The organism is Kutzneria sp. 744, from assembly GCF_000568255.1.
GTDB lineage: Bacteria > Actinomycetota > Actinomycetes > Mycobacteriales > Pseudonocardiaceae > Kutzneria.
The window spans coordinates 4,169,982-4,194,653 of the sequence record NZ_KK037166.1 but is presented as its reverse complement, the minus strand read 5'-3'; the positions used below and the strand labels follow the sequence as shown (position 1 = coordinate 4,194,653).

At 69.7% G+C, this 24,672-nt stretch carries 26 protein-coding genes, 1 tRNA gene and 2 pseudogenes; 14 read left to right on the top strand and 15 right to left on the bottom strand.

The genetic code is table 11. The features are described 5' to 3' along the window. Nucleotides 1–40: 40 nt before the first annotated feature. The 3 genes and pseudogenes from KUTG_RS18830 (at nt 41) to KUTG_RS18820 (ending at nt 2,267) form a co-directional block, all read left to right on the top strand. Complete coding sequence (locus tag KUTG_RS18830; protein ID WP_043718520.1) at nt 41–682, top strand: rhomboid family intramembrane serine protease; 642 nt, start codon at nt 41–43, stop codon at nt 680–682. After that, entirely contained in the window at nt 679–1,497 is an 819-nt protein-coding gene (gene murI / locus KUTG_RS18825; RefSeq protein ID WP_043718519.1) for a glutamate racemase, read from the top strand. The genes KUTG_RS18830 and murI overlap by 4 nt, the downstream gene beginning before the upstream one ends. Beyond that, nucleotides 1,494–2,267, top strand: a pseudogene (locus KUTG_RS18820) (MBL fold metallo-hydrolase). Before murI ends, KUTG_RS18820 begins: the two are co-directional and overlap by 4 nt. A 17-nt stretch (nt 2,268–2,284) precedes the next feature. On the opposite strand, the gene KUTG_RS18815 reads toward KUTG_RS18820, so the two are convergent. Beyond that, nucleotides 2,285–2,911 carry a DUF2231 domain-containing protein gene (locus tag KUTG_RS18815; RefSeq protein ID WP_043718517.1) on the bottom strand — a complete coding sequence of 209 codons (627 nt, stop codon included), beginning with the start codon at nt 2,909–2,911 and terminating at the stop codon, nt 2,285–2,287. Nucleotides 2,912–2,981: 70 nt separating this feature from the next. Here KUTG_RS18815 and rph point away from each other — a divergent pair, with 70 nt between their 5' ends. Together rph and rdgB are read left to right on the top strand one after the other, a co-directional pair. Further along, nucleotides 2,982–3,755: a ribonuclease PH gene (gene rph, locus KUTG_RS18810; protein WP_043718515.1), complete on the top strand. Its 774-nt coding sequence runs from the start codon at nt 2,982–2,984 to the stop codon at nt 3,753–3,755. Beyond that, on the top strand, nt 3,752–4,357 hold the full coding sequence (gene rdgB / locus KUTG_RS18805; protein WP_043718514.1) for an RdgB/HAM1 family non-canonical purine NTP pyrophosphatase: 606 nt from the start codon (nt 3,752–3,754) through the stop codon (nt 4,355–4,357). Before rph ends, rdgB begins: the two co-directional genes overlap by 4 nt. A gap of 180 nt (nt 4,358–4,537) precedes the next feature. Here rdgB and KUTG_RS18800 read toward each other — a convergent pair whose 3' ends face one another. Continuing rightward, a complete protein-coding gene (locus tag KUTG_RS18800) occupies nt 4,538–5,140 on the bottom strand; it encodes a group II truncated hemoglobin (RefSeq protein ID WP_157494626.1) in 603 nt (200 codons plus the stop codon). Nucleotides 5,141–5,247: 107 nt separating this feature from the next. Between KUTG_RS18800 and KUTG_RS18795 the strand changes: the two genes are divergently transcribed. Further along, entirely contained in the window at nt 5,248–5,601 is a 354-nt protein-coding gene (locus tag KUTG_RS18795; protein WP_043718513.1) for a winged helix-turn-helix transcriptional regulator, read from the top strand. Here the strand turns inward: KUTG_RS18795 and KUTG_RS18790 are convergent. From KUTG_RS18790 to KUTG_RS18775, 4 genes are all read right to left on the bottom strand, one after another. Further along, nucleotides 5,582–5,917, bottom strand: coding sequence for a DMT family transporter (locus KUTG_RS18790; protein ID WP_052394913.1), 336 nt, complete (start codon nt 5,915–5,917; stop codon nt 5,582–5,584). The genes KUTG_RS18795 and KUTG_RS18790 overlap by 20 nt on opposite strands. 279 nt (nt 5,918–6,196) lie before the next feature. After that, on the bottom strand, nt 6,197–6,748 hold the full coding sequence (locus KUTG_RS18785) for a serine hydrolase family protein (RefSeq protein ID WP_052394911.1): 552 nt from the start codon (nt 6,746–6,748) through the stop codon (nt 6,197–6,199). An 86-nt stretch (nt 6,749–6,834) separates the two neighbouring features. Further along, nucleotides 6,835–7,308 (bottom strand): thioredoxin-dependent thiol peroxidase, encoded by a 474-nt coding sequence (gene bcp / locus KUTG_RS18780; RefSeq protein ID WP_043718512.1) that lies wholly within the window; start codon nt 7,306–7,308, stop codon nt 6,835–6,837. A gap of 34 nt (nt 7,309–7,342) precedes the next feature. Then, on the bottom strand, nt 7,343–7,870 hold the full coding sequence (locus tag KUTG_RS18775) for a hypothetical protein (protein ID WP_043718511.1): 528 nt from the start codon (nt 7,868–7,870) through the stop codon (nt 7,343–7,345). Between the two features lie 253 nt (nt 7,871–8,123). Between KUTG_RS18775 and KUTG_RS18770 the strand changes: the two genes are divergently transcribed. Beyond that, nucleotides 8,124–8,723 (top strand): TetR/AcrR family transcriptional regulator, encoded by a 600-nt coding sequence (locus KUTG_RS18770; protein WP_063753538.1) that lies wholly within the window; start codon nt 8,124–8,126, stop codon nt 8,721–8,723. On the opposite strand, the gene KUTG_RS18765 is transcribed toward KUTG_RS18770, so the two are convergent. Together KUTG_RS18765 and KUTG_RS18760 are read right to left on the bottom strand one after the other, a co-directional pair. Next, a complete protein-coding gene (locus KUTG_RS18765; protein WP_043718510.1) occupies nt 8,695–9,327 on the bottom strand; it encodes an alpha-ketoglutarate-dependent dioxygenase AlkB family protein in 633 nt (210 codons plus the stop codon). The two genes, KUTG_RS18770 and KUTG_RS18765, sit on opposite strands and share 29 nt — an antisense overlap. Nucleotides 9,328–9,475: 148 nt before the next feature. Beyond that, a tRNA-Leu gene (locus KUTG_RS18760) sits at nt 9,476–9,549 on the bottom strand. 98 nt (nt 9,550–9,647) lie between these two features. Between KUTG_RS18760 and KUTG_RS18755 the strand changes: the two genes are divergently transcribed. Continuing rightward, nucleotides 9,648–9,869 carry a DUF3618 domain-containing protein gene (locus KUTG_RS18755; RefSeq protein ID WP_043718509.1) on the top strand — a complete coding sequence of 74 codons (222 nt, stop codon included), beginning with the start codon at nt 9,648–9,650 and terminating at the stop codon, nt 9,867–9,869. 48 nt (nt 9,870–9,917) lie between these two features. Here KUTG_RS18755 and KUTG_RS18750 read toward each other — a convergent pair whose 3' ends face one another. From KUTG_RS18750 to KUTG_RS18735, 4 genes are all read right to left on the bottom strand, one after another. Next, complete coding sequence (locus KUTG_RS18750; RefSeq protein ID WP_043718507.1) at nt 9,918–10,526, bottom strand: TetR/AcrR family transcriptional regulator; 609 nt, start codon at nt 10,524–10,526, stop codon at nt 9,918–9,920. A 72-nt stretch (nt 10,527–10,598) separates the two neighbouring features. After that, nucleotides 10,599–10,979: a hypothetical protein gene (locus KUTG_RS53600; RefSeq protein WP_063753537.1), complete on the bottom strand. Its 381-nt coding sequence runs from the start codon at nt 10,977–10,979 to the stop codon at nt 10,599–10,601. Between the two features lie 119 nt (nt 10,980–11,098). Beyond that, nucleotides 11,099–13,132, bottom strand: coding sequence for an MDR family MFS transporter (locus tag KUTG_RS18740; protein WP_043718506.1), 2,034 nt, complete (start codon nt 13,130–13,132; stop codon nt 11,099–11,101). A 112-nt stretch (nt 13,133–13,244) separates the two neighbouring features. Beyond that, on the bottom strand, nt 13,245–13,847 hold the full coding sequence (locus KUTG_RS18735) for a TetR/AcrR family transcriptional regulator (protein ID WP_052394909.1): 603 nt from the start codon (nt 13,845–13,847) through the stop codon (nt 13,245–13,247). A gap of 135 nt (nt 13,848–13,982) precedes the next feature. Here KUTG_RS18735 and KUTG_RS18730 point away from each other — a divergent pair, with 135 nt between their 5' ends. The 4 genes from KUTG_RS18730 (at nt 13,983) to KUTG_RS66270 (ending at nt 19,236) form a co-directional block, all read left to right on the top strand. Further along, a complete protein-coding gene (locus tag KUTG_RS18730) occupies nt 13,983–15,065 on the top strand; it encodes an MFS transporter (RefSeq protein WP_043718504.1) in 1,083 nt (360 codons plus the stop codon). 697 nt (nt 15,066–15,762) lie between these two features. Next, nucleotides 15,763–16,935 (top strand): glycoside hydrolase family 27 protein, encoded by a 1,173-nt coding sequence (locus KUTG_RS18725; RefSeq protein ID WP_369794481.1) that lies wholly within the window; start codon nt 15,763–15,765, stop codon nt 16,933–16,935. 135 nt (nt 16,936–17,070) lie between these two features. After that, complete coding sequence (locus KUTG_RS18720) at nt 17,071–18,057, top strand: alpha/beta hydrolase (protein WP_043718502.1); 987 nt, start codon at nt 17,071–17,073, stop codon at nt 18,055–18,057. Between the two features lie 84 nt (nt 18,058–18,141). Beyond that, nucleotides 18,142–19,236: an NADAR domain-containing protein gene (locus KUTG_RS66270; RefSeq protein ID WP_369794480.1), complete on the top strand. Its 1,095-nt coding sequence runs from the start codon at nt 18,142–18,144 to the stop codon at nt 19,234–19,236. 12 nt (nt 19,237–19,248) lie between these two features. On the opposite strand, the gene KUTG_RS18705 is transcribed toward KUTG_RS66270, so the two are convergent. Continuing rightward, nucleotides 19,249–19,827 (bottom strand): TetR/AcrR family transcriptional regulator, encoded by a 579-nt coding sequence (locus KUTG_RS18705; protein WP_043718501.1) that lies wholly within the window; start codon nt 19,825–19,827, stop codon nt 19,249–19,251. Between the two features lie 122 nt (nt 19,828–19,949). On the opposite strand from KUTG_RS18705, the gene KUTG_RS18700 reads away from it, so the two are divergent. Further along, complete coding sequence (locus KUTG_RS18700) at nt 19,950–21,443, top strand: flavin-containing monooxygenase (protein WP_043718499.1); 1,494 nt, start codon at nt 19,950–19,952, stop codon at nt 21,441–21,443. A gap of 725 nt (nt 21,444–22,168) precedes the next feature. Here the strand turns inward: KUTG_RS18700 and KUTG_RS63685 are convergent. Next, nucleotides 22,169–22,414, bottom strand: a pseudogene (locus tag KUTG_RS63685) (helix-turn-helix domain-containing protein); the annotation flags it as partial. Between the two features lie 279 nt (nt 22,415–22,693). Here KUTG_RS63685 and tatA point away from each other — a divergent pair. Next, nucleotides 22,694–22,954 (top strand): Sec-independent protein translocase subunit TatA, encoded by a 261-nt coding sequence (gene tatA / locus KUTG_RS18690; protein ID WP_043718498.1) that lies wholly within the window; start codon nt 22,694–22,696, stop codon nt 22,952–22,954. Nucleotides 22,955–22,963: 9 nt separating this feature from the next. Here tatA and KUTG_RS18685 read toward each other — a convergent pair whose 3' ends face one another. Next, nucleotides 22,964–24,457: an LCP family protein gene (locus tag KUTG_RS18685; RefSeq protein WP_232240848.1), complete on the bottom strand. Its 1,494-nt coding sequence runs from the start codon at nt 24,455–24,457 to the stop codon at nt 22,964–22,966. Between the last annotated feature and the right edge of the window lie 215 nt (nt 24,458–24,672).

Genomic DNA, 24,672 nt, shown 5'->3' with positions numbered 1-24,672 from the left:
CTGATGCCCTGGACCGTTGACCGGCCTTACGCTCGGTTACGTGGCTACCCTTCCCGCACCGTCGGCGCCTGGCAAGCCCGTCAACCGGGTTCTGCCGCCGAGACCGCTGCAAGCGGCCGTGGTGATCGGCGCGTTCACCGCGCTGCTGTACGTGCTGGAGTTCGTCAACCTGGCGTTCTTCCGCGGCACGCTCAGTGACTACGGCATCGTGTCGCACCGGGTGACCGGCCTGCTCGGCGTGATATGGGCGCCGCTGCTGCACGTGGGCTGGCAGCACCTGGTCTCCAACACCCTGCCGGTGGTGCTGTTCGGCTTCCTGGCCATGGCGGTGGGGATCAGGCAGTGGGCCGCGGTCACGGTGACGATCTGGCTGATCAGCGGACTGGGCGTGTGGCTGACGGAGGACACCGGCGTGTCCACGGTGGGGGCGTCGGGCATCGCGTTCGGCTGGCTGATGTTCCTGTTGGTGCGCGGCCTGTTCAACCGCAGCGTCAAGCAGCTGGCGGTGGCTGTGGTGCTGTTCTTCTACTGGGGCAGCGCGCTGTGGGGCCTGCTGCCCAACGTGAATCCGGAGATCTCGTGGCAGGCCCACGCCTTCGGCGCGCTGGGCGGACTGCTGGCCGCCTGGCTGGTCGCGATGGCCAACCGACCGGCCCGCACCGCCGGTAGTCTCGCAGCGTGAGCCTCGCCGCCGACGCACCGATCGGGATCTTCGACTCCGGAGTGGGCGGCCTCACGGTCGCCCGCGCGATCATGGACCAGCTGCCCGGCGAACGCGTCCGGTACCTAGGCGACACCGCGAACTGCCCGTACGGCCCGCTGCCCATCGCCGAGGCCCGGCGGCACGCCCTCGCGGCGTTCGACCAGCTGGTGGCCAGCGGCGTGAAGATGCTGGTCATCGCCTGCAACACGGCGTCGGCCGCCTGCCTGCGCGACGCTCGCGAGCGCTACGACATCCCGGTGGTCGAGGTGGTCCTGCCGGCGGTGCGCCGGGCCGTGGCCACCAGCCGCTCCGGCCGCATCGGCCTGATCGGCACGCAGGGCACCGTGCAGTCACGGGCGTACGACGACGCGTTCGCCGCCGCCCCGCAGGTCACGCTGACCAGCGCGGCCTGCCCGCGGTTCGTGGACTTCGTGGAGCGCGGCATCACCTCCGGCCGGCAGGTCCTCGGCCTGACCGAGATGTACCTGGAGCCGCTGCACCGCGCCGACGTGGACACGCTCATCCTCGGCTGCACCCACTACCCCCTGCTCACGGGCGTGATCCAGATCGTGATGGGCGAGCAGGTGACCCTGGTGTCCAGCGCCGAGGAGACGGCCAAGGACGTGGTCCGCGTGCTCACCGAGCGCGACCTGTTCCGGGAGTCCGCCGAGGAGTACCCGGAACACGAGTTCCTGGCCACCGGCCCCGCCGAGCCGTTCCGGCGATTGGCCCGCCGGTTCCTCGGTCCGCAGGTAGGAGCGGTCGGGGCCGTCATGTCACCCTCTACGCCGTGAAGCTGACCATCATCGGGTGCTCGGGCAGCGTGCCCGGGCCGGCCGCGCCCGCCCCGTGCTACCTGGTCGAGGCGGACGGCTTCCGGCTGGTGCTGGACCTGGGCAACGGCGCCCTGGCCGAGTTGCAGGCCCGGATCAGCACGTTCGACGTCGACGCGCTGGCCTTCTCGCACCTGCACCCCGACCACTGCGCCGACTTCAGCGCGCTGGCGGTGTTGCGCCGCTACCACCCGGACCCGCCGTACCCGCCCGAGCAGCGGCGGCTGCCGGTGCACGGCCCGTCCGACACGGCTCGGCGGTTCGCCGCCCAGTACGCGCCGAACGATGGCGAGCGGCTCGTCACGGACTTCTCCGACGTGTTCGACTTCCACCCGCTGACCGGCGAGACCGTGCAGATCGGGGCCGCTCAAGGTGACCTCGGCCCGTGTCATGCACCCGTGTGAGGCCTACGGGCTTCCGGGATCGAGCACGACGGCCGGTCGCTGGTCTACTCCGGCGACACCGCGGCCTGCCCCGCGCTGGACAGCCTGTCGGCCGGCGTGGACCTGCTGCTGGCCGAAGCCACCTGGACCGACCTGCCGACCCGTCCCGCGGACATGCACATGTCCGGCCGGCAGGCAGGTCAGACCGCGTGCCGAGCCGGAGTGGGCAGGCTCATGCTCACCCATGTCGCGCCCTGGACCGACGCACAGGTCGTGCTGGCCGAGGCGCGGGGCGAGTTCGTCGGCGAGGTGCTGCTCGCCGAGCAGGGCAGGTCCTACGAGGTCTGACCCACAAGGGACCTAGGTCAGCCGCCCACGCCCTTCCACACCGCCGAGGCGCCGCTGTCGCCGATCAGGAAGATCTCGTACGACACGGCGACCGCGCTGGCGATCACCGCGATCGCGACGATGACCGTGATCACGCCCCAGAACCGGGACGACGACTGGCCATCCTCCTCGACCAGGCCGGGCGTGGCGGCGGTCTCCTCGTCGAGCTCCTCCAGGCTGTGCACGCCCGGGGCGACCGGCTGCTGGCGCGGGGCCGCCGAGGCCACCCGGGCCCGGACGCCGCCGGTGGCCCGCTCGCGGTCGGCGATGCGGCCCACGACCAGCAGCAGGAGCAGCATCACGCCGAAGGCGATGGCGTAGGGCAGCAGAGCGTTGCCGAGGTCCCGGTGGTGGGCCAGCCCGGGTGGGGAGCCCTTGATGGTGTTGTACAGCGCCTCGCCGGCCTGCTGGGTGATCGGCACCGCGCCGATGCCCAGCACGGCCAGCACGAGCACCGGCAGCCAGTAGCGCCGCCGCCACTTCGGGACCACGGCGATGATGATGCTGCCGACCGCGGCCAGGGGCAGCAGCACGACGACGGCATGCACCAGCAGCGGGTGAAGCGGCAGCCCGTTGATGGTGAACGAGTTGTCGGCAAGGGTCATGACAACCTCACGTTGGGAACGAGCAAGTGGTTCAAAACCGGGGGTCGATCGGTGCCCGTAGGCTAGCCGCGTGGTTAGAGCAGACGGCCGAGGCGACGAGTCCCTCCGCGAGATCAAGATCACCCGTGGCTACCAGCAGTGGCCGGCGGGGTCCGTGCTGGTCGAGTTCGGCAACACCCGGGTGCTGTGCGCGGCCAGCGTGACCGAGGGCGTGCCGCGCTGGCGGGCCGGGTCCGGGCTGGGCTGGGTCACCGCCGAGTACGCCATGCTGCCCTCGGCCACCCACACCCGGGGCGACCGTGAGTCGGTCAAGGGCAGGATCGGCGGCCGCACGCACGAGATCAGCCGGCTGATCGGGCGGGCCCTGCGGGCCTGCATCGACCTGTCCGCGCTGGGCGAGAACACCATCGTCATCGACTGCGACGTGATCCAGGCCGACGGCGGCACCCGCACCGCGGCCATCACCGGCGCGTACGTGGCGCTGGCCGACGCGATCACCTGGCTGGACGCGGCCGGCCGGCTGGCCGACCCCAAGCCGCTGTCCTGCTCGGTGTCGGCGGTCAGCGTCGGCGTGATCGACGGCCGGGTCCGGTTGGACCTGCCGTACGAGGAGGACTCCCGGGCCGAGGTCGACATGAACGTGGTCGCCACCGACGCCGGCACCCTGGTCGAGGTGCAGGGCACCGGCGAGGGCGCCACCTTCGCCCGCTCCACCCTGGACCAGATGCTGGACCTGGCGCTGGCCGGCTGCGCGGAGCTGACCCGCCTGCAGAACGAGGCACTGGCGCTGCCCTACCCGGGCCAGCTGCCGGAGCCCTCGCCCAAGGGGCGGCGCAAGTCGTGACCAAGCTGCTGCTGGCCACCCGCAACGCCAAGAAGCTGGTGGAGCTGGACCGCATCATGGTCGCCGCGGAGGTCACAGGCGTCGAGGTCATCGGCCTCGACGCTGTGGCCGCTTTCCCGGAGGCCCCGGAGACCGCGCCCGACTTCGAGGGCAACGCCCTGGCCAAGGCCCGTGACGCCGTCGCCGCGACCGGTCTGCCGGCCGTGGCCGACGACTCCGGGCTGGCCGTCGACGCGTTGAACGGCATGCCCGGCGTGCTGTCGGCCCGCTGGTCGGGCCGGCACGGCGACGACCTGGCCAACCTGGAGCTCGTGCTGGCCCAGCTCGGCGACGTGCCGGACGAGCGTCGTGGCGCCGCCTTCGTCAGCGCCGCCGCCCTGGTGCTGCCGGGCGGGGCCGAGGTTGTCGTGCGGGGGGAGTGGCGGGGCACCCTGATCCGGGAATCCCGTGGCGCCAACGGTTTCGGGTACGACCCGATCTTCGTGCCGGAGGGCGAGACCCGCACCTCGGCGGAGCTGTCCCCGGCCGAGAAGGACGCCCTCTCCCACCGCGGCCGCGCCCTCCGTTTGTTGCTCCCCCACATCACCGCCGCCCTCACCTGAACCCCTCCTGATGCAGGGGAGGTGCCACCCCGAGGCAGCAGTACGTTAGACGACCTTGAGAGTTCTTTACTACAGCAGTTTTCCCGGACCTCATTCTCTTATCTTTCATTGCCGGAACCAATCGTGCTAACATGCGTCGCGTTAGATTACGCTGAACCCAATGCGTTGTGCCAGAGTCATCTATCTGAACCGAGCTAAACCTAGGGCAAAGCGAAAGAGCATCACATGGAATACACGACGGCCCGTCATTATCACGCGGTTGGGTAATCTAATCACTCTTCTGGTGACGTAAGCGTGATCGGCCCTGTTCAGGGCGTGTAGGCGGTGCACGCCCCAACCCCAGTGCGGCACCGGCGCGTGCTTCACGGGCTCGGCGCCCGGCTGAGAATTGGCCAGCGCGATCCGCGTGCCCCACTCCAGGTAGCCGGTGAAGGCCGCCCGGAACTCCGGATCGGCCGGCAGCCCGACCTCGTCGGCGGCGTCCTGGAGCAGGCTGATCCAGCGGCGGCGCTGGGGTTCGGTGATCGCCTTGCCCAGGTGCATGCCCAGCATCGTCGAATAGCCGCCGCGCTCCGCGGTGTAGGTCGTCGGCCCGCCGAACACCTCGCCCAGCCAGTGCGCCACCCGCCGGGGGTGGTCCGACGACATGCCCCGGAACATCGGCTCCAGCAGGTCGTCCTTGAGGACCTCCCGGTAGAAGGCCTCGGTCAGCTCGGTCAGCGCCTTCTCGCCGCCGGCCCAGTCGTACAGCGTCGGCGGCCCGTCCTGCTCCGGATTGCCCATCTCCACCCCTTGTCGATCTCGCTCGGCGACGGTCGGTGGCTACCCTGGCCGTCAGCCGGCAGGGCCGACAAGTACGCACTTTCCGGTAGGCACCCAGGGGGCTGAACATGGCGCAGCAGCGGTACCACTGTCCGGTCGAGCTCACTCTGGACGTCGTCGGCGGGCGCTGGCGGGTCCTGATCCTGGCCCGCCTCAAGCAGGGCCCGCTGCGCTACGGCCAGCTCCGCCGGCTCATCCCGGACATCAGCGAGAAGATGCTGACGCAGCGCCTGCGTGAGCTGGAGTCGGACGGTCTCGTGCTGCGGGATGCCAGCCAGGAGCCCGAGTTGCGCACGGACTACCGGCTCAGCCCGGAGGGCGAGACCCTGGCCCCGGTGCTGCAAGGCCTGTACGACTGGGGTCTCGCCCGCGCCGAGCGAACGGGCGTCGACGTCTCCGGTGTCACGCCGTCTGGTGCGTGACCGACATCTGCACCACCAGCACGCCGGCCAGGATCAGCGCCATGCCGCCGATCGTCCACGCCGAGACGGGCTCGGAGAACAGCACGCGGTTGGCCACGACGACCAGGGCGATGCCGCCGCCGGCCCACACCGCGTAGGTGACCGGCATCGGCATGCCCATGCGGATCACCTGTGACTCCAGGTAGAAGGCGAGCGCGTAGCCGGCGATCAGGCCGAGCACGGGCAGCGCGTGGCTCAGGCCGTCGGACAGTTTCAACATGATCGTCGCGAACACCTCGGCGACGATGGCGAGGGCGAGCAGGATCCACATCAGCATTGCTGGTTCCAGGTTTCCGGCGCGCGCCGACGGCCGGTCCGCCGGTGGCGGATCGGGGGCGCGCGAAAGGGGCCGCCGAAAGATCAGCGGTTACGGGAGTGGGGGGCCGTCAGCCCGTACTCAACCGCCCCGGGTCGGGAAGTGGACCCGCATGACGAATTTGGAGGGACGCTCAGGACCGCTTGGTGTGGAGGAACCACACACGGCGTATCACCCTCTGCGTTGAACCGGGGCGGCCATTCGCCAGCCCTCACGGCCGAGCTTACCCCAATCGGGGGTTCACAGGCCGGGCGCGAGCGCCGTGACCTCGTCGTTCACCGCCGCGGTGGCCGCCGCCCAGTCGGTGCCGACCGGGAACGATGCCAGCACGACCACGACAAATCGCCAGCCGGCGCCGACCAGGCCGCTGGTGTGCAACACCACATCGCGCGGGCTCTGCGACCAGCCCTGTTTCACCGCCCACGGCCGCGGCAGCCGGGACGGGATCCCGAAGTACTGGTCGAAGCCGTCCGATCCGTGCCGCGGCGCGGTGGCCAGCGCGTTCACGATCAGGTCGCGCCACGGCGACTCCAGCACGTGCCGGTAGATCGCCACCACATCGGCGATGCCCAGCATCGTGTCGCCCCAGCGGCCCACGATCTCCGGCGGACGGGTCGCCGGCAGCGCCAGCCGTTCCGCCGTGCGCATGACGATGTCCGGGCCGCCGTCGGCGTCCCACAGCTCGTTGGCCACGGTGTCGTCGCTGGCCGACAGCATCCGCCACAGCGCGTCACGCAGCGGCGGCTCGTCGGGCCGCCGCCCCAGCACGTCCAGCGCGATCAGCAGCTTCACCAGTGAGGCGGACCGGAAGCTCAGCTCCGGCCCCTCCCAGCGCAGCGCCCGATCGGCGGACCGGTCGTATACCGCTACGGCCCGGCTCAGATGCCGAGGTCCTTGCGCAGCTTGGCGACGTGCCCGGTGGCCCGCACGTTGTACGAGGCCTTGGCGATCTTGCCGTCGGCGTCGACGACGAACGTGGAGCGGATCACGCCCATCACCGTGCGCCCGTAGTTCTGCTTCTCGCCGAAGACGGCCCAGCGCTGCATCACGGCCTTGTCGGCGTCCGAGAGCAGCGGGAAGGTCAGGCCCTCGGCGTCACGGAACTTGGCCAGCTTCTCCACCTTGTCCGGGGAGATGCCCAGCACCGCGAGACCGGCGTCGTTGAACTCGGCCAGGTTGTCCCGGAAGTCGCAGGCCTGCTTGGTGCAGCCCGGCGTCATGGCGGCCGGGTAGAAGTACACGACGACCTGGCGCCCGCGGTAGTCGGACAGCGAGACCTTGTTGCCCTCGCTGTCCAGGAGCGTGAAGTCCGGCGCCGTGTCGCCGACCGCCAGTCGCGTCTGCTCAGTCATAGCGCGAACGTAGCGTGCCCCACCGACAATCGGCCTAGGCGGTCCCCGCGAACGCCGTCGCCGGCACCGCGTCGACCACGTCCGGCTGCACCAGGATCCGCAGGTCGGTCGGTTGCTGCGGCACGGCGAAGGCCACCGTCAGCTGCACGGTCCTGCCCGGTGCGAGATCCTCCTGCGCGGCCACGTAGCCGCCGAGCCCCTGCGCGGGGTCCACTACCTCCTGCGCCAGCTGGCCGCCGACCGTCGCCTTCACGGCCAGCTGCGACGGCTTGTACGTGGTGGCCGTGCCGTTCTCCACCGTCAGCTCGAACACCGCCGCCCGCGCCGCCTGCGGGTACGCGGTGCTGCTCGGCTTGAGCGACCGGGGCTGCGAGATGGTGATCGCCAACCCGTTCGGCCAGGTCCGCCGGTCCCCGAACGCCGCGTCCACGGTCTTCGCGGCCTGGCTCACCGTCGGATTCGCGCTGCTCTGCACGGCCGACAGCTGGGGACCGCCCGCCGTGCCGCACCCGGCCAGCAGCGCCGCGAGGCATGCCGCCCCGATCAGCCTGACGATCCGCACTTGTCACTCCCCTCAGCAAACCTCTCCACCTTGGCCGCCATCCGGGTGTCCGGGCCAACCGGTTACGACAGTCGAGGCACACCTGGTGCCAGGACGTGGCCAAGCCGTAACCGATTGACGACGGAGTGTGGGCGGGCCCACAGGCTCTTGTCGAATTTTCCGAACCGGGAGCCGGTGTCCGATTGGTCCACAGTGGTGACGCGGGCCTCCTGGTAGGCGACCTGGGGGTACCCGGCGTCCTACAGTCGGGGGCGTGACTTCAGCCGATTCCACCGTCGCCGGCCGGCCGTTGCGCGCCGACGCCCGGCGCAACCGGGCCCGGGTGCTCGAGGTGGCGCAGCAGGTGTTCGCCGAGGAGGGCCTCGCGGTCCCGATCGACGAGATCGCGCGGCGGGCGGGGGTCGGCGTGGGCACCGTCTACCGGCACTTCCCGACCAAGGACGCGCTGTTCGTGGCGATCATCCAGGAGCGCCTGCGGTCGGTCGGGGAGGTGGCCAGGAAGCTGGCCGAGGGGCCGGCCGCGGGCCGGGCGTTCTTCGGTTTCTTCGAGCGCATGGTCCGCGACGCCAGCCTGAACAAGGCGCTGTTCGACGCGCTGGCGGCCGGCGGCGGCCTCAACCAGGAGCTGACGGCGGAGGCGCGGCAGGTGATGATGACCGGCCTCGGCGACCTGCTGGCCAAGGCCCAGGAGGCCGGCGAGGTGCGGCCGGACCTGACGGCCGCCGACGTGAAGACGCTCATAGTGGGCTGCCTGAGCATGGCCCGACAGGGCACCGCCGACCCGGGCCTGATGGTCGGTGTGGTGTGCGCCGGGATGCGGCCGGTCAGTCCAGTCCGGACACCCGAAGCGTGATGTTGAGGCGGCCGGCGGTCAGCCCGGTCGCCGGATCTCCGGTCCCTGGCAGGGTTTTCGTCACGCCGTGATACGCGAACCGGGACGGCCCACCGAAGACGAACAGGTCGCCGGACCGCAGTTCGACGTCGGTCCACGGCCGGTTGCGGTGCTCGGTGTTGCCGAAGCGGAACACGCAGCTGTCGCCGATGCTCAGCGACACGACCGGCGCCTCGCTCCGCTCGTCCTTGTCCTGGTGCATGCCCATCTTCGCGTCCTGGTCGTAGAAGTTGACCAGGGCGACGTCCGGCCGGTATCCGGGATCCCCGACCGCCCGCGCGCCCAGCTCCGCCAACCAGTCCGGCAGCGGCTTCACGGGAGAGCCGTCCTCGGTGAAGCGGCTGTAGCGATACGGCGTCCAGTGCCAGCCCAGGCACACCGTCTGCACGGACATCACGCCGCCGCTGGGCAGCGTCGTGTGGCGCATGCCGGCCGGGGGAACGGCCCACTCCCGGCACGCGGCGACCACGCGGCGCTGGTCGTCGAGGTTCAGCCAGTCGGGTGTGTGCACAGCGCCGGGTGCGATCTCCACCGGCGGCCGGCCGAACATCGAGTCTGCCTGCATGACGCCTCCGCCATCCGGCGGCAACCCCCTAACCGCAGCTCAGACCGCGGGGCACAGCACGCCCCGGGTGTGTTGGGGGTCGCCCCCCAACACCAAAAACCGGAGCGACCTGGTGAGCGCTCTCCGCGAGCACAGGTCGCCCATCGCGTAGGGCCAGTCGGACTCGAACCGACACTGGCACGGACCTAAACCGTGTGCCTCTGCCAATTGGGCTATGGCCCCCTCGCCGTAAGCCTAGCGGGCGGCGTCCGGCGGGCCTGTCGAACCGGCCTTAACGTGGTCAACTACGGTGGTTCAGGCACGCACGGCGAGGAGGAACAGTGGCCCGCGATCCCGACACCATCCAGCGTGAGATCGAGCAGGCGCGTGACGCGCTGGCCGCCACCCTGGACGAGTTGGCCGTGAAGGCCAACCCGAAGCAGTACGTGGACCAGGGCAAGGACGCGGTCCGCTCCCGGCTGTCCGATCCGCGGGTGAAGTACGCGTTGATCGGCGTCGGCGTGCTGGTCGGTGTCCTGGTGGTGCGCAAGCTTTTCCGCTGACGATCTGAGCTGACGCGAGACCCCCGCCGCGGCGGGGGTCTTCGTGTGTCAGGGTCTCAGCAGCGGCAGCAGCACCTGGTCGACCAGCCGGTCCACGAAGGTGTCGTCGAGCGGGTCGCCGGTGAGCATCAGCCGGTAGGTCAGCGCCGCGCCGGCCAGCTCGACCGCCATGCCGCGCGGGGCGTCCAGGCGGACCTCGCCACGGGCGGTGCCGCGGTCGATGATGCCGCGCAGCACATCCCGCTGCGCCACCAGGAACGTCTCCCGGAACGCCGTGGCCAGCTCGGGCTCGTGGGGGAGCTCGCCGACCAGCGCCTGCGCCGCCTTGCCGGTCGGGCCGGACAGGAACGCGGCGAAGGCGCTGAGGAACTCCCGCAGGTCGCCGGTGAGCGACCCGGTGTCGGGCTCCGGGATCTCCTGGTGCACCAACTGGTTCACGGTGTCGATGACCAGGTCGAGCTTGGACTCCCAGCGCCGGTAGATGGTCGCCTTGCCGGCGCGCGCCTTGGCCGCCACGGCGTCCATGGTCAACGCCCGGTAGCCGACCTCGGCCATCACCTCAAGGGCCGCCCGGCGCAACGCCTCGTCGCGGGTGGCGTCCCTCGGCCGACCGCGGGCAGCCGCGTTTGCCTGCTCCGCGTACGACGTTGTGGCCAAGACCAGCCTCCCGATACTGCACCAGGTCGCCTTTCGGGGATCATCCTAGGTGCAATCAGCCGGTCGGGTGGCTCAGATCTCCGCGTCCAGCGCCTCTTCAGCCAACTCGGAGAGATCCATCTCCTGCGTGTTCTCCCCGACCTTGGGCGGGTCGCCGGCCGGCGTGTCGGCCGCCGGCGGCTGGGGCTGCGGCAGGGACGGCGTGCTCAGGCCGTGCCTGGCGTGCAGATAGGCGGTGGTGAAGGCGAAGGCGTCGCCCTCCAGCAGGTGCACGACGGTCGGCTTGCGCTCGGTGTCGGCGCCGGTCAGCTGCTCGACCAACTGGTCGGCGCGGTCCCGCGCGGCGATCAGGCCGGGCGCCTGCTCGGTCAGCACGGTGTCGTCGGACCGGACGTTGACCGTCCAGTCCTCGCCCTGCGGCTGATAGTTCACCAAGATCGGTGTCGCGCCCATCCTCGATCACCCTCCCCGTTCAACGCGGCCTCCCCGGTCGACGGGGCCGCTGGAGGTGAAACGCGGACCCGTCGGACGCATGACGACGCTACACCGATCGGGTGACCGCCAACCGGGTCTTACACCAAAGCGTGCCTACCTTGTCGCTGTTCATCGCCCGCTTGTTCGATCATCCGGGCGGCCACCCGGTCGATGGCCGCGTCCAGGTCGGCCCGGCCGTCGGGCCGCCAGTCGGCCAGCCGCTCCACGATCCAGTCCCGCCAGGCGTGGGCCAGCCGCTCGAACTCGGCGTGCCCGCGCTCGGTCAGCTCCAACTCCTCGCCGCGGCGCTCCAGGTAGCCGCTGAACTCCAGCGCGAAGAACGCCGGCTCGAACACCTTGCCCGGGATCCGGTGCCGCTCCGCGATGGCGGCGACGGTGGCCGGCCGGTGCAGCTTGTGCTGGAACTTGACGCGCATGAGGCACCAGACGCCGCCTTCGTCCAGGCTCGTGCCGGACCGGCCGAGGATCTCCGGCGCGGCCTGCCGGCGCTCCCGGTACAGCAGGGTGGCGATGGCCCGCTCCAGCTCGCGGTCGGAATCCCGGGCCTCCGGCATGGCGAAGCCCTCGCCCATCTCCGGCGCGCTGGCCCGTGACGTGTCGCGCAGCGGCATCTCCTTGAGGAAGAACGACACCAGCAGCGCCAGCACGCCGACCGGCACCGCGTACAGGAACACCGTGTGCAGCGAGTCGGAGTAGGCCTGCACGATCGGCGCCGACAGCACGTCCGGCAGGGCGTGCAGCAGCGACGGCACGGCCGTCACGTGCGGGTCGACACCCTGCGGCAGCGGATGCGCGGCCAGCGTCGACGTCAGGTTGGCGGTGAGCTGGCTGGAGTAGATCGAGCCGAAGATGGCGGCGCCGAACGAGCTGCCGATGGAGCGCAGGAACGTCACGCCCGAGGTGGCCACGCCCAGGTCGGCGTAGTCGACGGTGTTCTGCACGGCGATCGTCAGCACCTGCATGGCCAGGCCGATGCCGACGCCCAGCACCAGCATGTAGACCGAGGACAGCACGAGCCCGGTCCCCGGCGTGAGCAGCGACAGCAGGTAGAGGCCGGCGCTGATGCCGAAGCTGCCCAGGATCGGGAAGATCTTGTACCGCCCGGTCCGGCTCACCACGTTGCCGGAGAAGATCGAGGCCACCAGCAGGCCGAGCACCATCGGCAGCAGCCGGATGCCGGACGAGGTGGCGGACGTGCCCTCCACGTACTGCATGTACGTCGGCAGGAACGACAGGGCGCCCAGCATGGCGAAGCCGACGATGAAGCTGAGGATGCCGGCCACCGTGAACACCGGGTTGCCGAACAGCCGCATGGGCAGCATCGGTTCCTTGGCCCGCAGCTCGACCAGGACGAACAGGGCCAGCAGCACGACCGAGCCGACCGACATCCAGATGATCTCCGGCGAGTTCCAGGCGTAGGTCGAGCCGCCCCAGCTGGTGACCAGCGTCAGCCCGGTGACGGCCAGGCCGATCAGCACGATGCCCATGTAGTCGACGACCGGCTTGAGGGCCGCCTTCACCGACGGCATGGCCACCGCCGCGACGATGAGGACCACCACGACCAGCGGGATGTTCACGTAGAACGCCCAGCGCCAGGACAGGTGGTCCACGAACAGGCCGCCCAGCATCGGGCCGACCACCGTCACCACGCCGAACACCGAGCCCAGCAGGCCCTGGTACTTGCCGCGGTCGCGCAACGGGATGAAGTCGGCGATGAGCGCGGTGGCCGTCACCAGCAGTCCGCCGCCGCCGATGCCCTGCACGGCCCGCCAGATGATCAGCCAGGTCATGGAGTCGGCGAAGCCGCTGAAGAAGGAGCCGACGCCGAAGATCACCACCGACAGCTGGAACATCAGCTTGCGGCCGAACAGGTCGCCGAACTTGCCGACGACCACCGTCATGATCGTCTCGGCCAGCAGGTAGGCCGTGACCACCCAGGACAGGTGGCCGGCCCCGCCGAGGTCGCCGACGATCGTGGGCAGTGCCGTGCCCACGATGGTCTGGTCCAGCGCCGCCAGCAGCACGCCGAGCAGCACCACACCGAAGATCGCGTTCGTCCGGCCGCGGCTCACGCTCGCGGTGTCCGGCTCGACTGCGGTGGTGGCAGCCATGTCGCCCCCTCGTCCCGGTCGGTTCCGACTTCACCGCACCGAGCCGTCCGCCGCAGCGGACGTCACCCGGAGAGGTGATCTCCCGGGTTCGAGCGTACAGAACAGTTCTGTTCTATCGGTTGTGATCCCGCTGACCCAGCAGCGGCGCCAGCAGACCGTCCACGATCCGGTCGACCAGGGCGTCGTTCAGGGGCTGGTCCCGGAACAGCAGGGTCGTGATGGCCAGCGACATCGGCAGCTCGCCCAGCAGCTCCAGGTCCACGCCGGGCGGCAGCTCGTCGCGGGCCTTGGCGGCGTCCAGCACCACGGACATCGGGCTGATGCCGCCCTGACCGAGCTGCTCGCCCATCAGCCGGGCCAGCTCGGGGTCCCGGCGGCTGCCCTCCAGCAGGGCCAGCAGCAGGCCGCGCCGGTCTCCCGGTGCCTCGGTGCGCAGCCACTGCTTGGCCAGCTCCCGCACGTCACCCAGGTACGAGCCGGTGTCCGGGGCCTGCACCTCGACCCGGTTGGCGTCCACCGCCGCCACGATCAGATGCGCCTTGGACGGCCAGCGCTGGTAGAGGCTGCCCTTGCTGACGTGTGCCCGTTGCGCGACGAGGTCCATGTTGAACCGCTCGTAACCGACCTCGGCCACCACGTCGAGGGCCGCGGTCAGCACCTCGGCCAGGCGCTCCGGGGTGTCGAGGGGGACGCGTCTGCGCGACGGGGACGACATTCCGGGGACAGTACTTCCAGGCCCGCGGTCTCGGCCTCGCGGTCGAGCCCGCTCCGGGGCGGCCCGTTCGGCGTAGCGTGGACGGAGATCGGTCACCCGAACAGTTCAATTACCGCGACGGAGCCCATTGCCGCCATGTCGGACATCCCGATTCGCCGCGCGGCGGCCGTGCTCGGCGGTTTTGTCGTCGGCGCGGGCATGTTCTCCATCGCCGGGCTGATGCCGTCGCTCACCATCGAACTCGACGTTTCCGATGCCGAGGTCGCACAACTGCTCACCGTTTTCGGATTGACGTGCGCGATTGTGCTGCCATTCATCGGCCGGGTCGATCCCCGTCGGCTGCTGCCGATCGGCCTGGCCGTTCTGACCATCGGAAACGGGTTTTCGGTATTCGTCGACCATTTTTTCCTGCTTCTCGCCGGTCGAATTGTGCTCGCGGTCGGCGCGGCGTGTGTCGTGCGGGCCGGTGGTCGCGGCCTGGCCGGCGGGACGGCTTTCGGGGCCGTTCTCGGCGCACCGCTGGCCGCCGTGATCGCGGACCAGGCCGGTTATCGGGCCGTGTTCGTGCTGCTGGCCGTGCTGGCCGCGATCGGCGTTGCCGACGCGCTACTCGGCGTGCCGGGGCCCACGATCGATCGTCACCCGATCAGTGATCCACAAGTGTTGCTGGCCGCCGGGCTGAAGGTGATCTTCCGAGCCGGCGTGCTCGCCGCGTTCACGCTGTTCACGACGGTTCTGGCCGCCGTCGGCGGCATGCACGGCCCGGCCGTCGGCGCGCTGTTCCTGGCCTTCGGCCTGGGGGCGGTCGTCGGTGCCCTGGTGGCGCGGGGACGTGGTGCGAGGGCGGCTTTGCTTGCGTCAGTCGCGACCAGTGCCGCCTTCGCGGCGGCGCTGCCGCTGGCTCACGGCTCGGTGGCCGGCGTCGCGGCGGTGCTCACGCTCTGGGGTGCCTCGGCCGGGGCGGCGGACGCCTCGATGCGGGGCCTCATCGCCGACCCGGTGCTCGACGAGACGGCCGGTTTTCTCGGTGTCGGCCTGTCCGGAGTGGTCGGCGGCGCGGTGCTCGGCACGGCCGGGCCGGCGGCATTGCCGCAGGTCGCGGCGGCCTTGTCGGCGGTGGTGTTGATCACGGCGGCGATCGGGCTCGCGTCGAGCTTCCGGGGAGAGGGCCACCGTGGCCCTGGGGCCCTCTCCACCGGAAGTCAGGACGCGCGCTGATCTGCCGGCGCCGGCTCAGCCGTTGGGATCGACTGCCGTCCGGTGTGCGGTGGAAGCCGTCCGTCTGAGTCCGCCGTCGCGGCCTCGAGTCGATGGTTCCGTCAGCCTCGGGTCCTTGTCTGCTGTCATAGCACCTCCAGTGTTAGCGGTTCCCGCCAGGCATGGCGGGGGGCTGCTGCGCGGGGTAACCCCGCGGCGCGGTGAGGACACATTCGTCACCCGAGAAGGCGAAGGGTGGTGTTAACCGAAAGGTGAGCAGCCGTCCCGATCGGGAGATCGACGAGGTCGATGTCCGGCGGGGCCAGTGGCATGGCGCGTGTCACCCTTTCGAGTTGGAGCGGTCCGACGAGCGGATCCGTGTCGGGTTCATTGAGCCACCAGACGGCGGCGTCCTCAATACTCCATTTCGTTAAGGGACAACTAACTCATCGGGGTAGTAGCACGGGGTTTGACCACGAAGCGAACGCGTAGCGTCACCGTGCGCGTTCACGGTGCCACCCGTTCGGCCCAGTCGTTCGGATCCGTCGTAACTACCGGAGAGTAGACCGACCGGAGCAGTCGAAGATCCGATGTCTGACGGCGAAAGGTGGCATATCGGCTATGAGTCCTTGTGTTCATGGTGTGGACCTCCTACGTTTTGACCCGGTCGCCCGTCGCCGCCGCGCACGCCGAAGCCGACAAGCTGGAGGAACGAAACGTGCGCAGGACTGTGTTGACCGCGCTGGCCGCGGTCGTGGCCCTGGTCGGGTCGGGGGTGCTGGGGGCCACCCCGGCGCTGGCCCTGGACAACGGCCTGGCCCTCACCCCGCAGATGGGCTTCAACAACTGGAACCTGACCCAGTGCGGGTCCCAGTTCAACGAGGCGTTCGTCGAGGGCATCGCCGACACCCTGGTGTCGACCGGCCTCAAGGACGCCGGCTACCAGTACGTCAACCTGGACGACTGCTGGGCGCAGTCGAGCCGGGACAGCAAGGGCAACCTGGTGCCCGACAAGAACCGCTTCCCGCACGGCATCAAGGCCGTCGCCGACTACGTGCACTCCAAGGGCCTCAAGTTCGGGCTGTACACCAGCGCCGGCACCAAGACGTGCAACAAGGCCGGCTTCCCCGGCGCGCTCGGCCACGAGAAGCAGGACGCCGCGCTGTGGGCGTCGTGGGGCGTGGACTACCTGAAGTACGACAACTGCAACAACCAGGGCCAGGACGCCAAGAAGCGCTACACCGCCATGCGCGACGCGCTGGCCGCCACCGGCCGGCCGATCCTGTACTCGATCTGCGAGTGGGGCCAGAACCAGCCGTGGACCTGGGCCGCGCCGGTCGGCAACTCCTGGCGCACCACCGGTGACATCAACGACTCGTACTCGAAGATGCTGTCCATCTACAAGGCCAACATCAAGCTCGGCAAGTACGCCGGGCCCGGGCACTGGAACGACCCCGACATGCTCGAGGTCGGCAACGGCAAGATGTCCGACACCGAGTACCGCAGCCACTTCACCCTGTGGGCCATGATGGCCGCCCCGCTGCTCATCGGCTCGGACATCCGCAAGGCCTCCTCGGCCACCCTCACCATCCTGCGCAACGCCGACGTCGTCGCCCTCGATCAGGACACCAAGGGCGTGCAGGGCAACGAGATCTCCTCGTCCAACGGCCTGCACGTGATCCGCAAGCCCCTGGCCAACGGCGACACCGCTGTCGCCCTGTTCAACGAGACCGACAAGACCGCCAAGATCTCCACCACCCTGTCGGCCATCGGCGCCCCCGCCGGCACCCGCACCCTCACCGACCTCTGGTCCAAGGCCAAGTCGACGACCTCCGGCACCATCAGCGCCTCCGTGCCGGCCCACGGCACGGTCGTCTACCGCGTCCACTGACCCCGGCTTATGCAGGGAAGGACGCCTTACCCTCGTTGAACGCAGTGAAGGACGCCTTACCCGCATGCGGCCATTGCGGCCAACGCAGGTAAGGCGTCCTTCCCTGCGTGGGGAGGGCTGTGCCACGGTGTAGCCATGCGGACACGTGCGGTGATCTGGCGCCTCCTGACCGGGGTGGCGCTGGTGGTGGTCGGCCTCGTGGCCGGCTCGGTCGCCTCGAACGCTGGGGCGGCGCAACAGGTGACGGCCGACGACGGTGCGACGGTCGTCGACCAGACCATGGTCGGCCCGAGGACACTGGATCTGACGATCCAGTCGCCCGCTCTGGGGCGCACCGCGAGGGCCCGGCTGCTGTTACCGCCGGACTGGGACGCCCGGCCGAACACCCGATGGCCGGTGCTGTACCTGCTGCACGGGTGCTGCGACGACTACACGTCCTGGACCCGCCAGACCGACGTCGCGGACCTCACCGCCGGCACGGACGTGCTGGTCGTGATGCCCGAGGCCGGACCGGACGGCTACTACTCGAACTGGCTGAGCGGACCGGCCTGGGAGACCTTCCACACCGTCGAGTTGCGGCAGCTGCTGGAACGCGGCTACCGGGCCGGGCAGCGCCGGGCCATCGCCGGCCTGTCGATGGGCGGGCTGGGCGCGTTCGACTACTCGGCCCGCCATCCCGGGATGTTCCAGGCGGCCGCCTCCTACAGCGGGGCGCTGGACACCCTGCTGTCCCAGGAGGCGATCACCCAGGTCACCTCGGTCGTGACGAGCAACGGTCATGATCCGAACGCCCTGTGGGGCGACCCGGTGAAGCAGCGGATCGTGTGGGCCGCGCACAATCCGGTCGACCTGGCTTTCGCGCTGCGCGGCACCAAGCTGTTCATCGCCTCCGGCAACGGGCAGCCAGGCCCGCTCGACCCGCCCGGGACGGGGTTCAACCAGAGCGAAGCCCTGCACGGCGCGGAGACGTCCGCGCTGATCGACCGGTTACGGCTACTGCACATCCCGGCCACGCTCGACATGTACGGGCCCGGCACGCACAGCTGGCCGTACTGGCAGCGGGAGCTGCACGTGTCGTTCCCGATGCTGATGTCCGCGATCGGGGTGACGCCCATGACCTGATGCCGTCCGAAGTGGACGATGGCACGAGTACCGCAAAAGCGCGGGACCCGGCCGTCGGTTGCTGGTAGGACAGCACTTGTGGTGATGCGCAGTGTCGAGGACCTGATTCGCGCCGAAGACGCGGGACGGCGGCTCAAGTACGTGTGGTTCTGGGGCCACGAGCCGCGTCGTGACGGCCGGATCGGCGCCTCGTGCCTGAGCCAGTGGTGGCCGGCCGAGTTCACCGTCGACGACCTGGTGTTCCCGACCGCCGAGCACTACATGATGCACCGCAAGGCACTGCTGTTCGGCGACGGGGAGACGGCGGCGCGGATCCTGCGCGCCCGGCACCCGAACGAGGCCAAGAACCTCGGCCGCGAGGTGCGCGGCTACGAGGACGAGGTCTGGGCCGCCCACCGCTTCGACATCGTCGTCGCCGGCAACCTGGCCAAGTTCGGGCAGCACGCCCTGTTGGGCCGCTACCTGCTCGGCACCAGTGACCGCGTGCTGGTCGAGGCTTCGCCCCTGGACCCGATCTGGGGCATCGGCCTCGCCGCCGGCGACGAGCGCACCACGTCACCACGCACGTGGCTCGGCGCCAACCTGCTCGGGTTCGTGCTCATGGCCGTCCGCGAGCAGTTGGTCGGCGAGAGCCTCATCGGCGGCCGCGAGAAGCGTGACATCACCATCGTCGAGCACGACCCCACGTGGGCCGAGCGCTTTCGGGCCGAGCGGTCCCGCATCCGCAAGGCCTTGGGGGACAACGCGATCCGCATCGACCACGTCGGCTCCACCGCCGTGCCCGGGCTGGCCGCCAAGCCCGTCGTCGACATCCAGGTCAGCGTCGCCGACGCCAACCGAGAGGAGACCTATCTGCCCCAACTCGAAGCCGCCGGCTACCACCTCCGGGTGCGCCAGCCCGACCACCGCATGGTCCGCACCGAGCAGCTCGACGTGCACGTCCACATCTGCCCGTCCGGCGGCAAGTGGGAACGCGACCACCTGTTGTTCGGCGACTGGCTCCGGGCCACCCCCGCCGACCGCGACGCCTACGAGAAGCTCAAGCGGGACCTCGCCACCCGCGACTGGTTCGACATGAACCAGTACGCCGAGGCCAAGGGCGGCCTGATCGACGAGATCCTCGGCCGGGCCCGCGAATGGGCCGACCGCACCGGCTGGTCGGTCGACCACCCGCGCTGACCCACCGCGTGCTCAGTCGCCGGCGCGGGAGGCCAGGCCGGTCCACACCGCCGTCATGAGCAGGTCGGTGGCGCGCTCCGGGGTGACCTCGGGGCGGCGCTCGCACCACTGGGCCAGGCGCTCGCAGGAGCCGACGAGGATCTCGGCGGCGGCCTCGAGCTCCAGGGCGTCGGCGCCGGGCAGGGACAGGCCCATCCAGCCGATCATCAGGTCGGTCTGCTGGCGGCGGATGGCCTCGATCTCCTCGACTGCGGACGGCACGGTCACCGCCGCCTCGTGGCGGAGCAGGCCGTAGGACTGGCGGCGCTCGGCGATGAAGCGGAAGAAGGCCAGCAGGCCGAGGCGCAGCATGCTCTCGGGGCTGTCGGCGCCGATGACGGCCTGCTCGGTGGCCTCGCGCAGCTCGGTGCGGGCCTTGTCGATGCAGCCGACGAGCAGGCCCTCCTTGGAGCCGAAGTACTCGTACAGCATGGGCTTGGACACCCCGACCCGTTCGGCGATCTCGTCCATGGACGCGGCGAGGTAGCCGCGTTCGGCGAAGACCTCCTCGGCCACGGCCAGCATCTGGGCCTTGCGGGCCGCCCGGGGCATCCGCCTGCGTCGGCCGGTGTCGGCTGCGCTCGTCACGACACCAGTCTACCCAAGGTAACCTACTCGTAGTAACCTACTGGCGAGTTAAGGTCGTGAGCAGGGTCTACGGAGGGAATTCGGACATGGGCGGGCAGGACACCAGCGTCGTCATCATCGGCACCGGGTTCTCCGGGCTCGGCATGGCCATCCAGCTCAAGCAGGCCGGCCGGCACGACTTCGTCATCCTGGAGAAGGCCGAGGACGTCGGCGGCACGTGGCGGGACAACACCTACCCGGGCTGCGCCTGCGACATCCCGTCGCACCTGTACTCCTTCTCGTACGAGCAGAACCCGGAGTGGAGCCGGCTCTACGCGGGCCAGCGGGAGATCTGGGACTACCTGCGGATCTGCGCCGACAAGCACAACCTGCGCGAGCACATCCGGTTCGGCGTGAAGGTCACCGGCGCCGCCTTCGACGACGCCACCTTGCGCTGGACCGTTCGGACCGAGAGCGGCGACACCTACACCGCCGACGCCATGGTCGCCGGCATCGGCGCCCTGCACATCCCGTCCATTCCCGACCTGCCCGGCATGGAGCGCTTCCAGGGCGAGAGCTTCCACTCGGCGCAGTGGAACCACGACTACGACCTCACCGGCAAGCGGGTGGCTGTCGTCGGCACCGGGGCCAGCGCCATCCAGTTCGTGCCGGAGATCGCCAAGCAGGTCGAGCAGCTCACCCTGTTCCAGCGCACGCCGGCGTGGGTGATGCCGAAGGCCGACCGTCCCGTCAGCAAGGTCGAGAAGACCTTCTTCCGCAACCTGCCCGCCACCCAGTGGCTGCGCCGCACCGCGCTGTTCTGGGCGCTGGACTCCCGGGCCCTGGCCTTCACCTTCAACCCGAAGCTGATGAAGTTCGCCTCCCAGCCCGTGCGCAAGCAGATCAAGGAGCAGGTGCACGACCCGGAGCTGCGGCGCAAGCTGACGCCCGACTACACCATGGGCTGCAAGCGGGTGCTGATCTCCAACGACTACTACCCGACCTTCAACCGGCCCAACGTCGACCTGGTCACCGAGGGCATCACCGAGGTGCGGGAACAATCCGTCGTCACCGCCGACGGGGTCGAGCACGAGGTCGACGCCATCATCTTCGGCACCGGCTTCCACGTCACCGACGCCTTCGACTACCTCGACATCAAGGGCCGCAACGGCGTCGACCTGACCAGCCAGTGGCGCGAGAAGGGCCTGGAGACCTATCTCGGCATCGGCGTCTCCGGCTTCCCCAACCTGTTCTTCCTGCTCGGCCCCAACACCGGACTCGGCCACAACTCGGTCGTCCTGATGATCGAGGCCCAGGCCCGCTACGTGTTGCAGTGCCTCCAGCTGCTCGCCAGCCACGACGTCACCGCGATGGACGTGCGCCCCGCCCCGCAGCGCAAGTTCAACCTGGAGATCCAGCGCAAGCTGCGCAAGGGCGTCTGGAGCGTCGGCGGCTGCAACAGCTGGTACCTGGATTCGGCCGGCGTGAACCGCACCGTCTGGCCCGGGTTCGTGTGGCAGTACGTGCTGCGGACCCGAAAGGTCGAGCTGGCCGACTACGAGCTGCTGGCCGCCACCCGCACCACGACGCCGGTCGGCTGAGGCACGGACTCGGGGGACCAGGAGCTGGGAGACGGATCGTCGGGGTATCGGTCTCCCAAACGAAGCCGGCCGTGGTGGGGTCCACGGCCGGCTCTCGCGTGGTGGGACACGCGGGATTCCTCGCGTGGTGGGACACGCGGGGCCTTGCCTGACGGGCCCACCGGTCGGGCGGTCCGACCGTCATATGCGCGTCGGACTTGCCGCCACACGTCACGTGCGGACCGCATGTGACGGGGGTGTGGCGTGTGGGCGGGGTGGGGCCGTCAGAAAATCGCTGTCGGCTTACTTTCCAAACAGGTTCAAATCGACTGGCCAACCGGCAGTCGCTAGGAATGTTGCGCACATGCGTCTCGTCGCGAAGGCATTCAAAAAAGGAGTGCTTTTCTCCTCGCTGGGGCTTTCCTTGCAAGCTCAGATTGGGTGATCGGCCCTCGCGGGGAACACAGCAAGTCTAGCTAAGTGCGAGTCCCTTACTTCGATGGGGCCAAACAAGGGGAGCGACTATCGGTCAACACACTTTGGCTCACGCTGACCCCCACGATGATCACACCTACCGGCTACAGATATGAGTTTAACCGAAATCCGTTCAGCAAGAATAGAGGGGTCAAGATGCCGATATTCTTTGTCGGTCTTCCGGAATGCTACCATTATCATCTCCAGAAGAGACGCGTCTGACCTACTTTCGTGGCATTCCGTTGGTGCCCAACTAAGCATGTGCGCGGCGCTATTCCCTGCGGCAGGGCTTCGAGGGCGAGGCAGATCTCCGCCAGCCGCACCACCGAGCACTGCCGGGTGCCGAGTTCGTAGGTCGCCAGGGTCTGCAGCGAGACCTCGGTCTGCAGCTTTCCCTGCAGCACCTTCCTGGTCCAGCCGCGTTGCTTGCGCAGCTTGCGTAGCTCGTCACCGAGCACGCGCTGGTATGTCATCGGGTCGATCCGCACGGTGATGAGAGCGTGCACGGAGCGGTTCATTACGCGGTTTCGCGAGAACTTTTCGGACGAGGCCGTCACCCGATCGGCTCAGGGGCGGCAAGGGTAGGACCCACCGGGCCGACAGCAGTGGTCGAACGGCCACGGCGAGCGGCCGCCACCGAGCCGGCCCGCCGATGTCGGCGGGCGGTCGTGCCGGGCCGGTGATGGCGGGCCGGGGGAGCACCGGATCGGGGGGATGGTGGCCGGGGTGGGGACAACTCGATGCACGGCCGGTTGGCAGGCTTGTTCCCGGCGGCGGGTGGGTTACGCTGGACAGCGATGCCATTCAACTTTTTCACCCCAACACACCTGGTCATCATCCTTCTGGTGATCGTGGTGCTGTTCGGCGCCAAGAAACTGCCGTCCGCCGCTCGCGGCATCGGCCAGTCGTTGCGGATCTTCAAGGCTGAGATGGGTGCGAAGGACGGCAAGGCCGAGGACACGGCCCCGCCGGCTCCGCCGCAGCAGCTCAACCAGGCCCCGCAGCCCGGCGCCCAGCAGCACAACACGACGACCCAGCAGGGCAACGTCCAGTCCTGAGCCTGCGAGTCAGTTCACGCAGGTGACGCCGTCCGCCGTGATCGGCGCGTCGGAAGCGGTGGTAGGAGCGGCCCTGAGGGCTGCTCCGTTCAGCGCGAGCGAACCACCACCGGCCCACCCCTGGGCCCCGGGACCGCGGTAGTCGCTACCCAGGTAGACCTCGACATGGCCGTCGGCCAGGCTGGGTTCCTGGGACACGGTGACATTGCCCCCGAGGTCCGAGGCAACCTTGCGCGCGCCGGCCTCGCCGCCGGAGCCGTAGGTGACCAGGGTGGTCGACCGCCCAGCGGTGTTGCCGGTGTCGCCACGCCCGTAGCCCTTGGCCGCGAGCAGGTCCATGGCCCGACCGGCCAGGCCGACCACCCCGGCCCCGTTGAGCACGTCCACGGTGATCGCGGGCGGCGCCTTCGTGGTGGTGGTCTCGGTGAGCCCCCGCACGAAGCTGAGCACCTTGAACGGGTCGACCTTGACGGCGTCGCCGTCCTCGGGCGTCTCGTACGAGATGTTCTCGACCGGGATGGTCGCGAACTGGGTGCTGCCGCCGGTCAGCCCGCGCAGCTGCTGGGCGAAGCTCACGAGATCCCAGCCCTGGTCGAGCACCACGGACTTCTTGACGGCGTCGGCCAGCGCGGCCAGCTTGCCGGTGTCGGTGAGGGTGCCGGCCGACAGGATCTTCTGGGCCATGCCGGCCATGAACGCCTGCTGCCGGCGGATCCGGTCCAGGTCGCCCTCGGGCAGCCCGTGCCGCTGCCGCACGAAGGACAGCGCCGCCGCCCCGGACACGGTCTGCTCCCCGGCCTGGAAGTGGGCGCCGGAGTAGTCGTCGTCGACGGCGTTGCGCAGGCACACCTGCACGCCGCCGACGGCCTGGGTGATGTCGTAGAACCCGGCCAGGTTGATCTGGGCGTAGTGGTCGATGGTGACGCCGGTGAGGTTCTGCACGGTACGGATGGCGGTCTTGGCGCCCTCCTGGTTGGACCGCACCTCGAGCGGCGCCCCGGCCAGCCCCTGCTGCTTGAGGCTGGGCTCCACGTCGTACTTGCCCCGGGCGAAGGCCGAGTTGATCTTGTGGGTGCCGTGGCCGCCGGCGATGTCCACGAACGAGTCGCGCGGGATGGAGATCGCGGTCGCCCGGCCGCCGCCGTTGGGGATGTGCACCAGGATCATGGTGTCGGTGTTGGACTCGCCGTCGTCGCCGCCGGCGTGCAGCTGGGCCAGCAGCTCCGGCGACAGCGGATTGCCCTGCGCGTCGGTCCGGCTGTCCATGCCGACCAGCAGGATGTCCTCCGACCCGTCGGCCGGCGACTCGCTGCTCGACCCGGACTCGATGACGTCGGCGGTGGTCAGGCCGCTGGTGATCTGCTGAAGCTGGGTCCAGCCGAACCAGGTCAGCGCCAGTGTCAGCACCGAGGCCATGGTCACGGCGATCTTGGCGTTGCGCAGGCCGTTGGTGGCACGAATCGGACGGCGGTACGAGCCGCTGTACCGGTACCGGTTGTCCACGCCTGCCCCTTCCCGCGCCGGGGCCGCACGGTGCCCCCGTTGCCAAGACGTGACATAGCCAGGGAGGTTGCCGACCGGCCCGCACCGGTTCTATACCCGGTCGGGAAGATCGGCTACCGGACGCGGCCGGTAGCCACCCAGATGTGTCTGTGCCGTGCTTGTTGGCGCCGCCTTCGGCGTCGCGGCGAGGCCGCTCGTGACCGGTGCTGTGCTTA

Bases quoted from the DNA above. Each gene is read 5' to 3' on its own strand.
- tatA (WP_043718498.1), top strand. From the start codon at position 22,694: ATGCCATTCAACTTTTTCACCCCAACACACCTGGTCATCATCCTTCTG.
- KUTG_RS18790 (WP_052394913.1), bottom strand. From the start codon at position 5,917: ATGCTGATGTGGATCCTGCTCGCCCTCGCCATCGTCGCCGAGGTGTTC.
- KUTG_RS18730 (WP_043718504.1), top strand. From the start codon at position 13,983: ATGTCGGACATCCCGATTCGCCGCGCGGCGGCCGTGCTCGGCGGTTTT.
- KUTG_RS18800 (WP_157494626.1), bottom strand. From the start codon at position 5,140: ATGGGCAATCCGGAGCAGGACGGGCCGCCGACGCTGTACGACTGGGCC.
- KUTG_RS18815 (WP_043718517.1), bottom strand. From the start codon at position 2,911: ATGACCCTTGCCGACAACTCGTTCACCATCAACGGGCTGCCGCTTCAC.
- KUTG_RS18795 (WP_043718513.1), top strand. From the start codon at position 5,248: ATGGCGCAGCAGCGGTACCACTGTCCGGTCGAGCTCACTCTGGACGTC.
- KUTG_RS53600 (WP_063753537.1), bottom strand. From the start codon at position 10,979: ATGGGCGCGACACCGATCTTGGTGAACTATCAGCCGCAGGGCGAGGAC.
- KUTG_RS18735 (WP_052394909.1), bottom strand. From the start codon at position 13,847: ATGTCGTCCCCGTCGCGCAGACGCGTCCCCCTCGACACCCCGGAGCGC.
- KUTG_RS18720 (WP_043718502.1), top strand. From the start codon at position 17,071: ATGCGGACACGTGCGGTGATCTGGCGCCTCCTGACCGGGGTGGCGCTG.
- KUTG_RS18705 (WP_043718501.1), bottom strand. From the start codon at position 19,827: ATGCCCCGGGCGGCCCGCAAGGCCCAGATGCTGGCCGTGGCCGAGGAG.
- KUTG_RS18740 (WP_043718506.1), bottom strand. From the start codon at position 13,132: ATGGCTGCCACCACCGCAGTCGAGCCGGACACCGCGAGCGTGAGCCGC.
- KUTG_RS66270 (WP_369794480.1), top strand. From the start codon at position 18,142: ATGCGCAGTGTCGAGGACCTGATTCGCGCCGAAGACGCGGGACGGCGG.
- bcp (WP_043718512.1), bottom strand. From the start codon at position 7,308: ATGACTGAGCAGACGCGACTGGCGGTCGGCGACACGGCGCCGGACTTC.
- KUTG_RS18700 (WP_043718499.1), top strand. From the start codon at position 19,950: ATGGGCGGGCAGGACACCAGCGTCGTCATCATCGGCACCGGGTTCTCC.
- KUTG_RS18765 (WP_043718510.1), bottom strand. From the start codon at position 9,327: ATGCAGGCAGACTCGATGTTCGGCCGGCCGCCGGTGGAGATCGCACCC.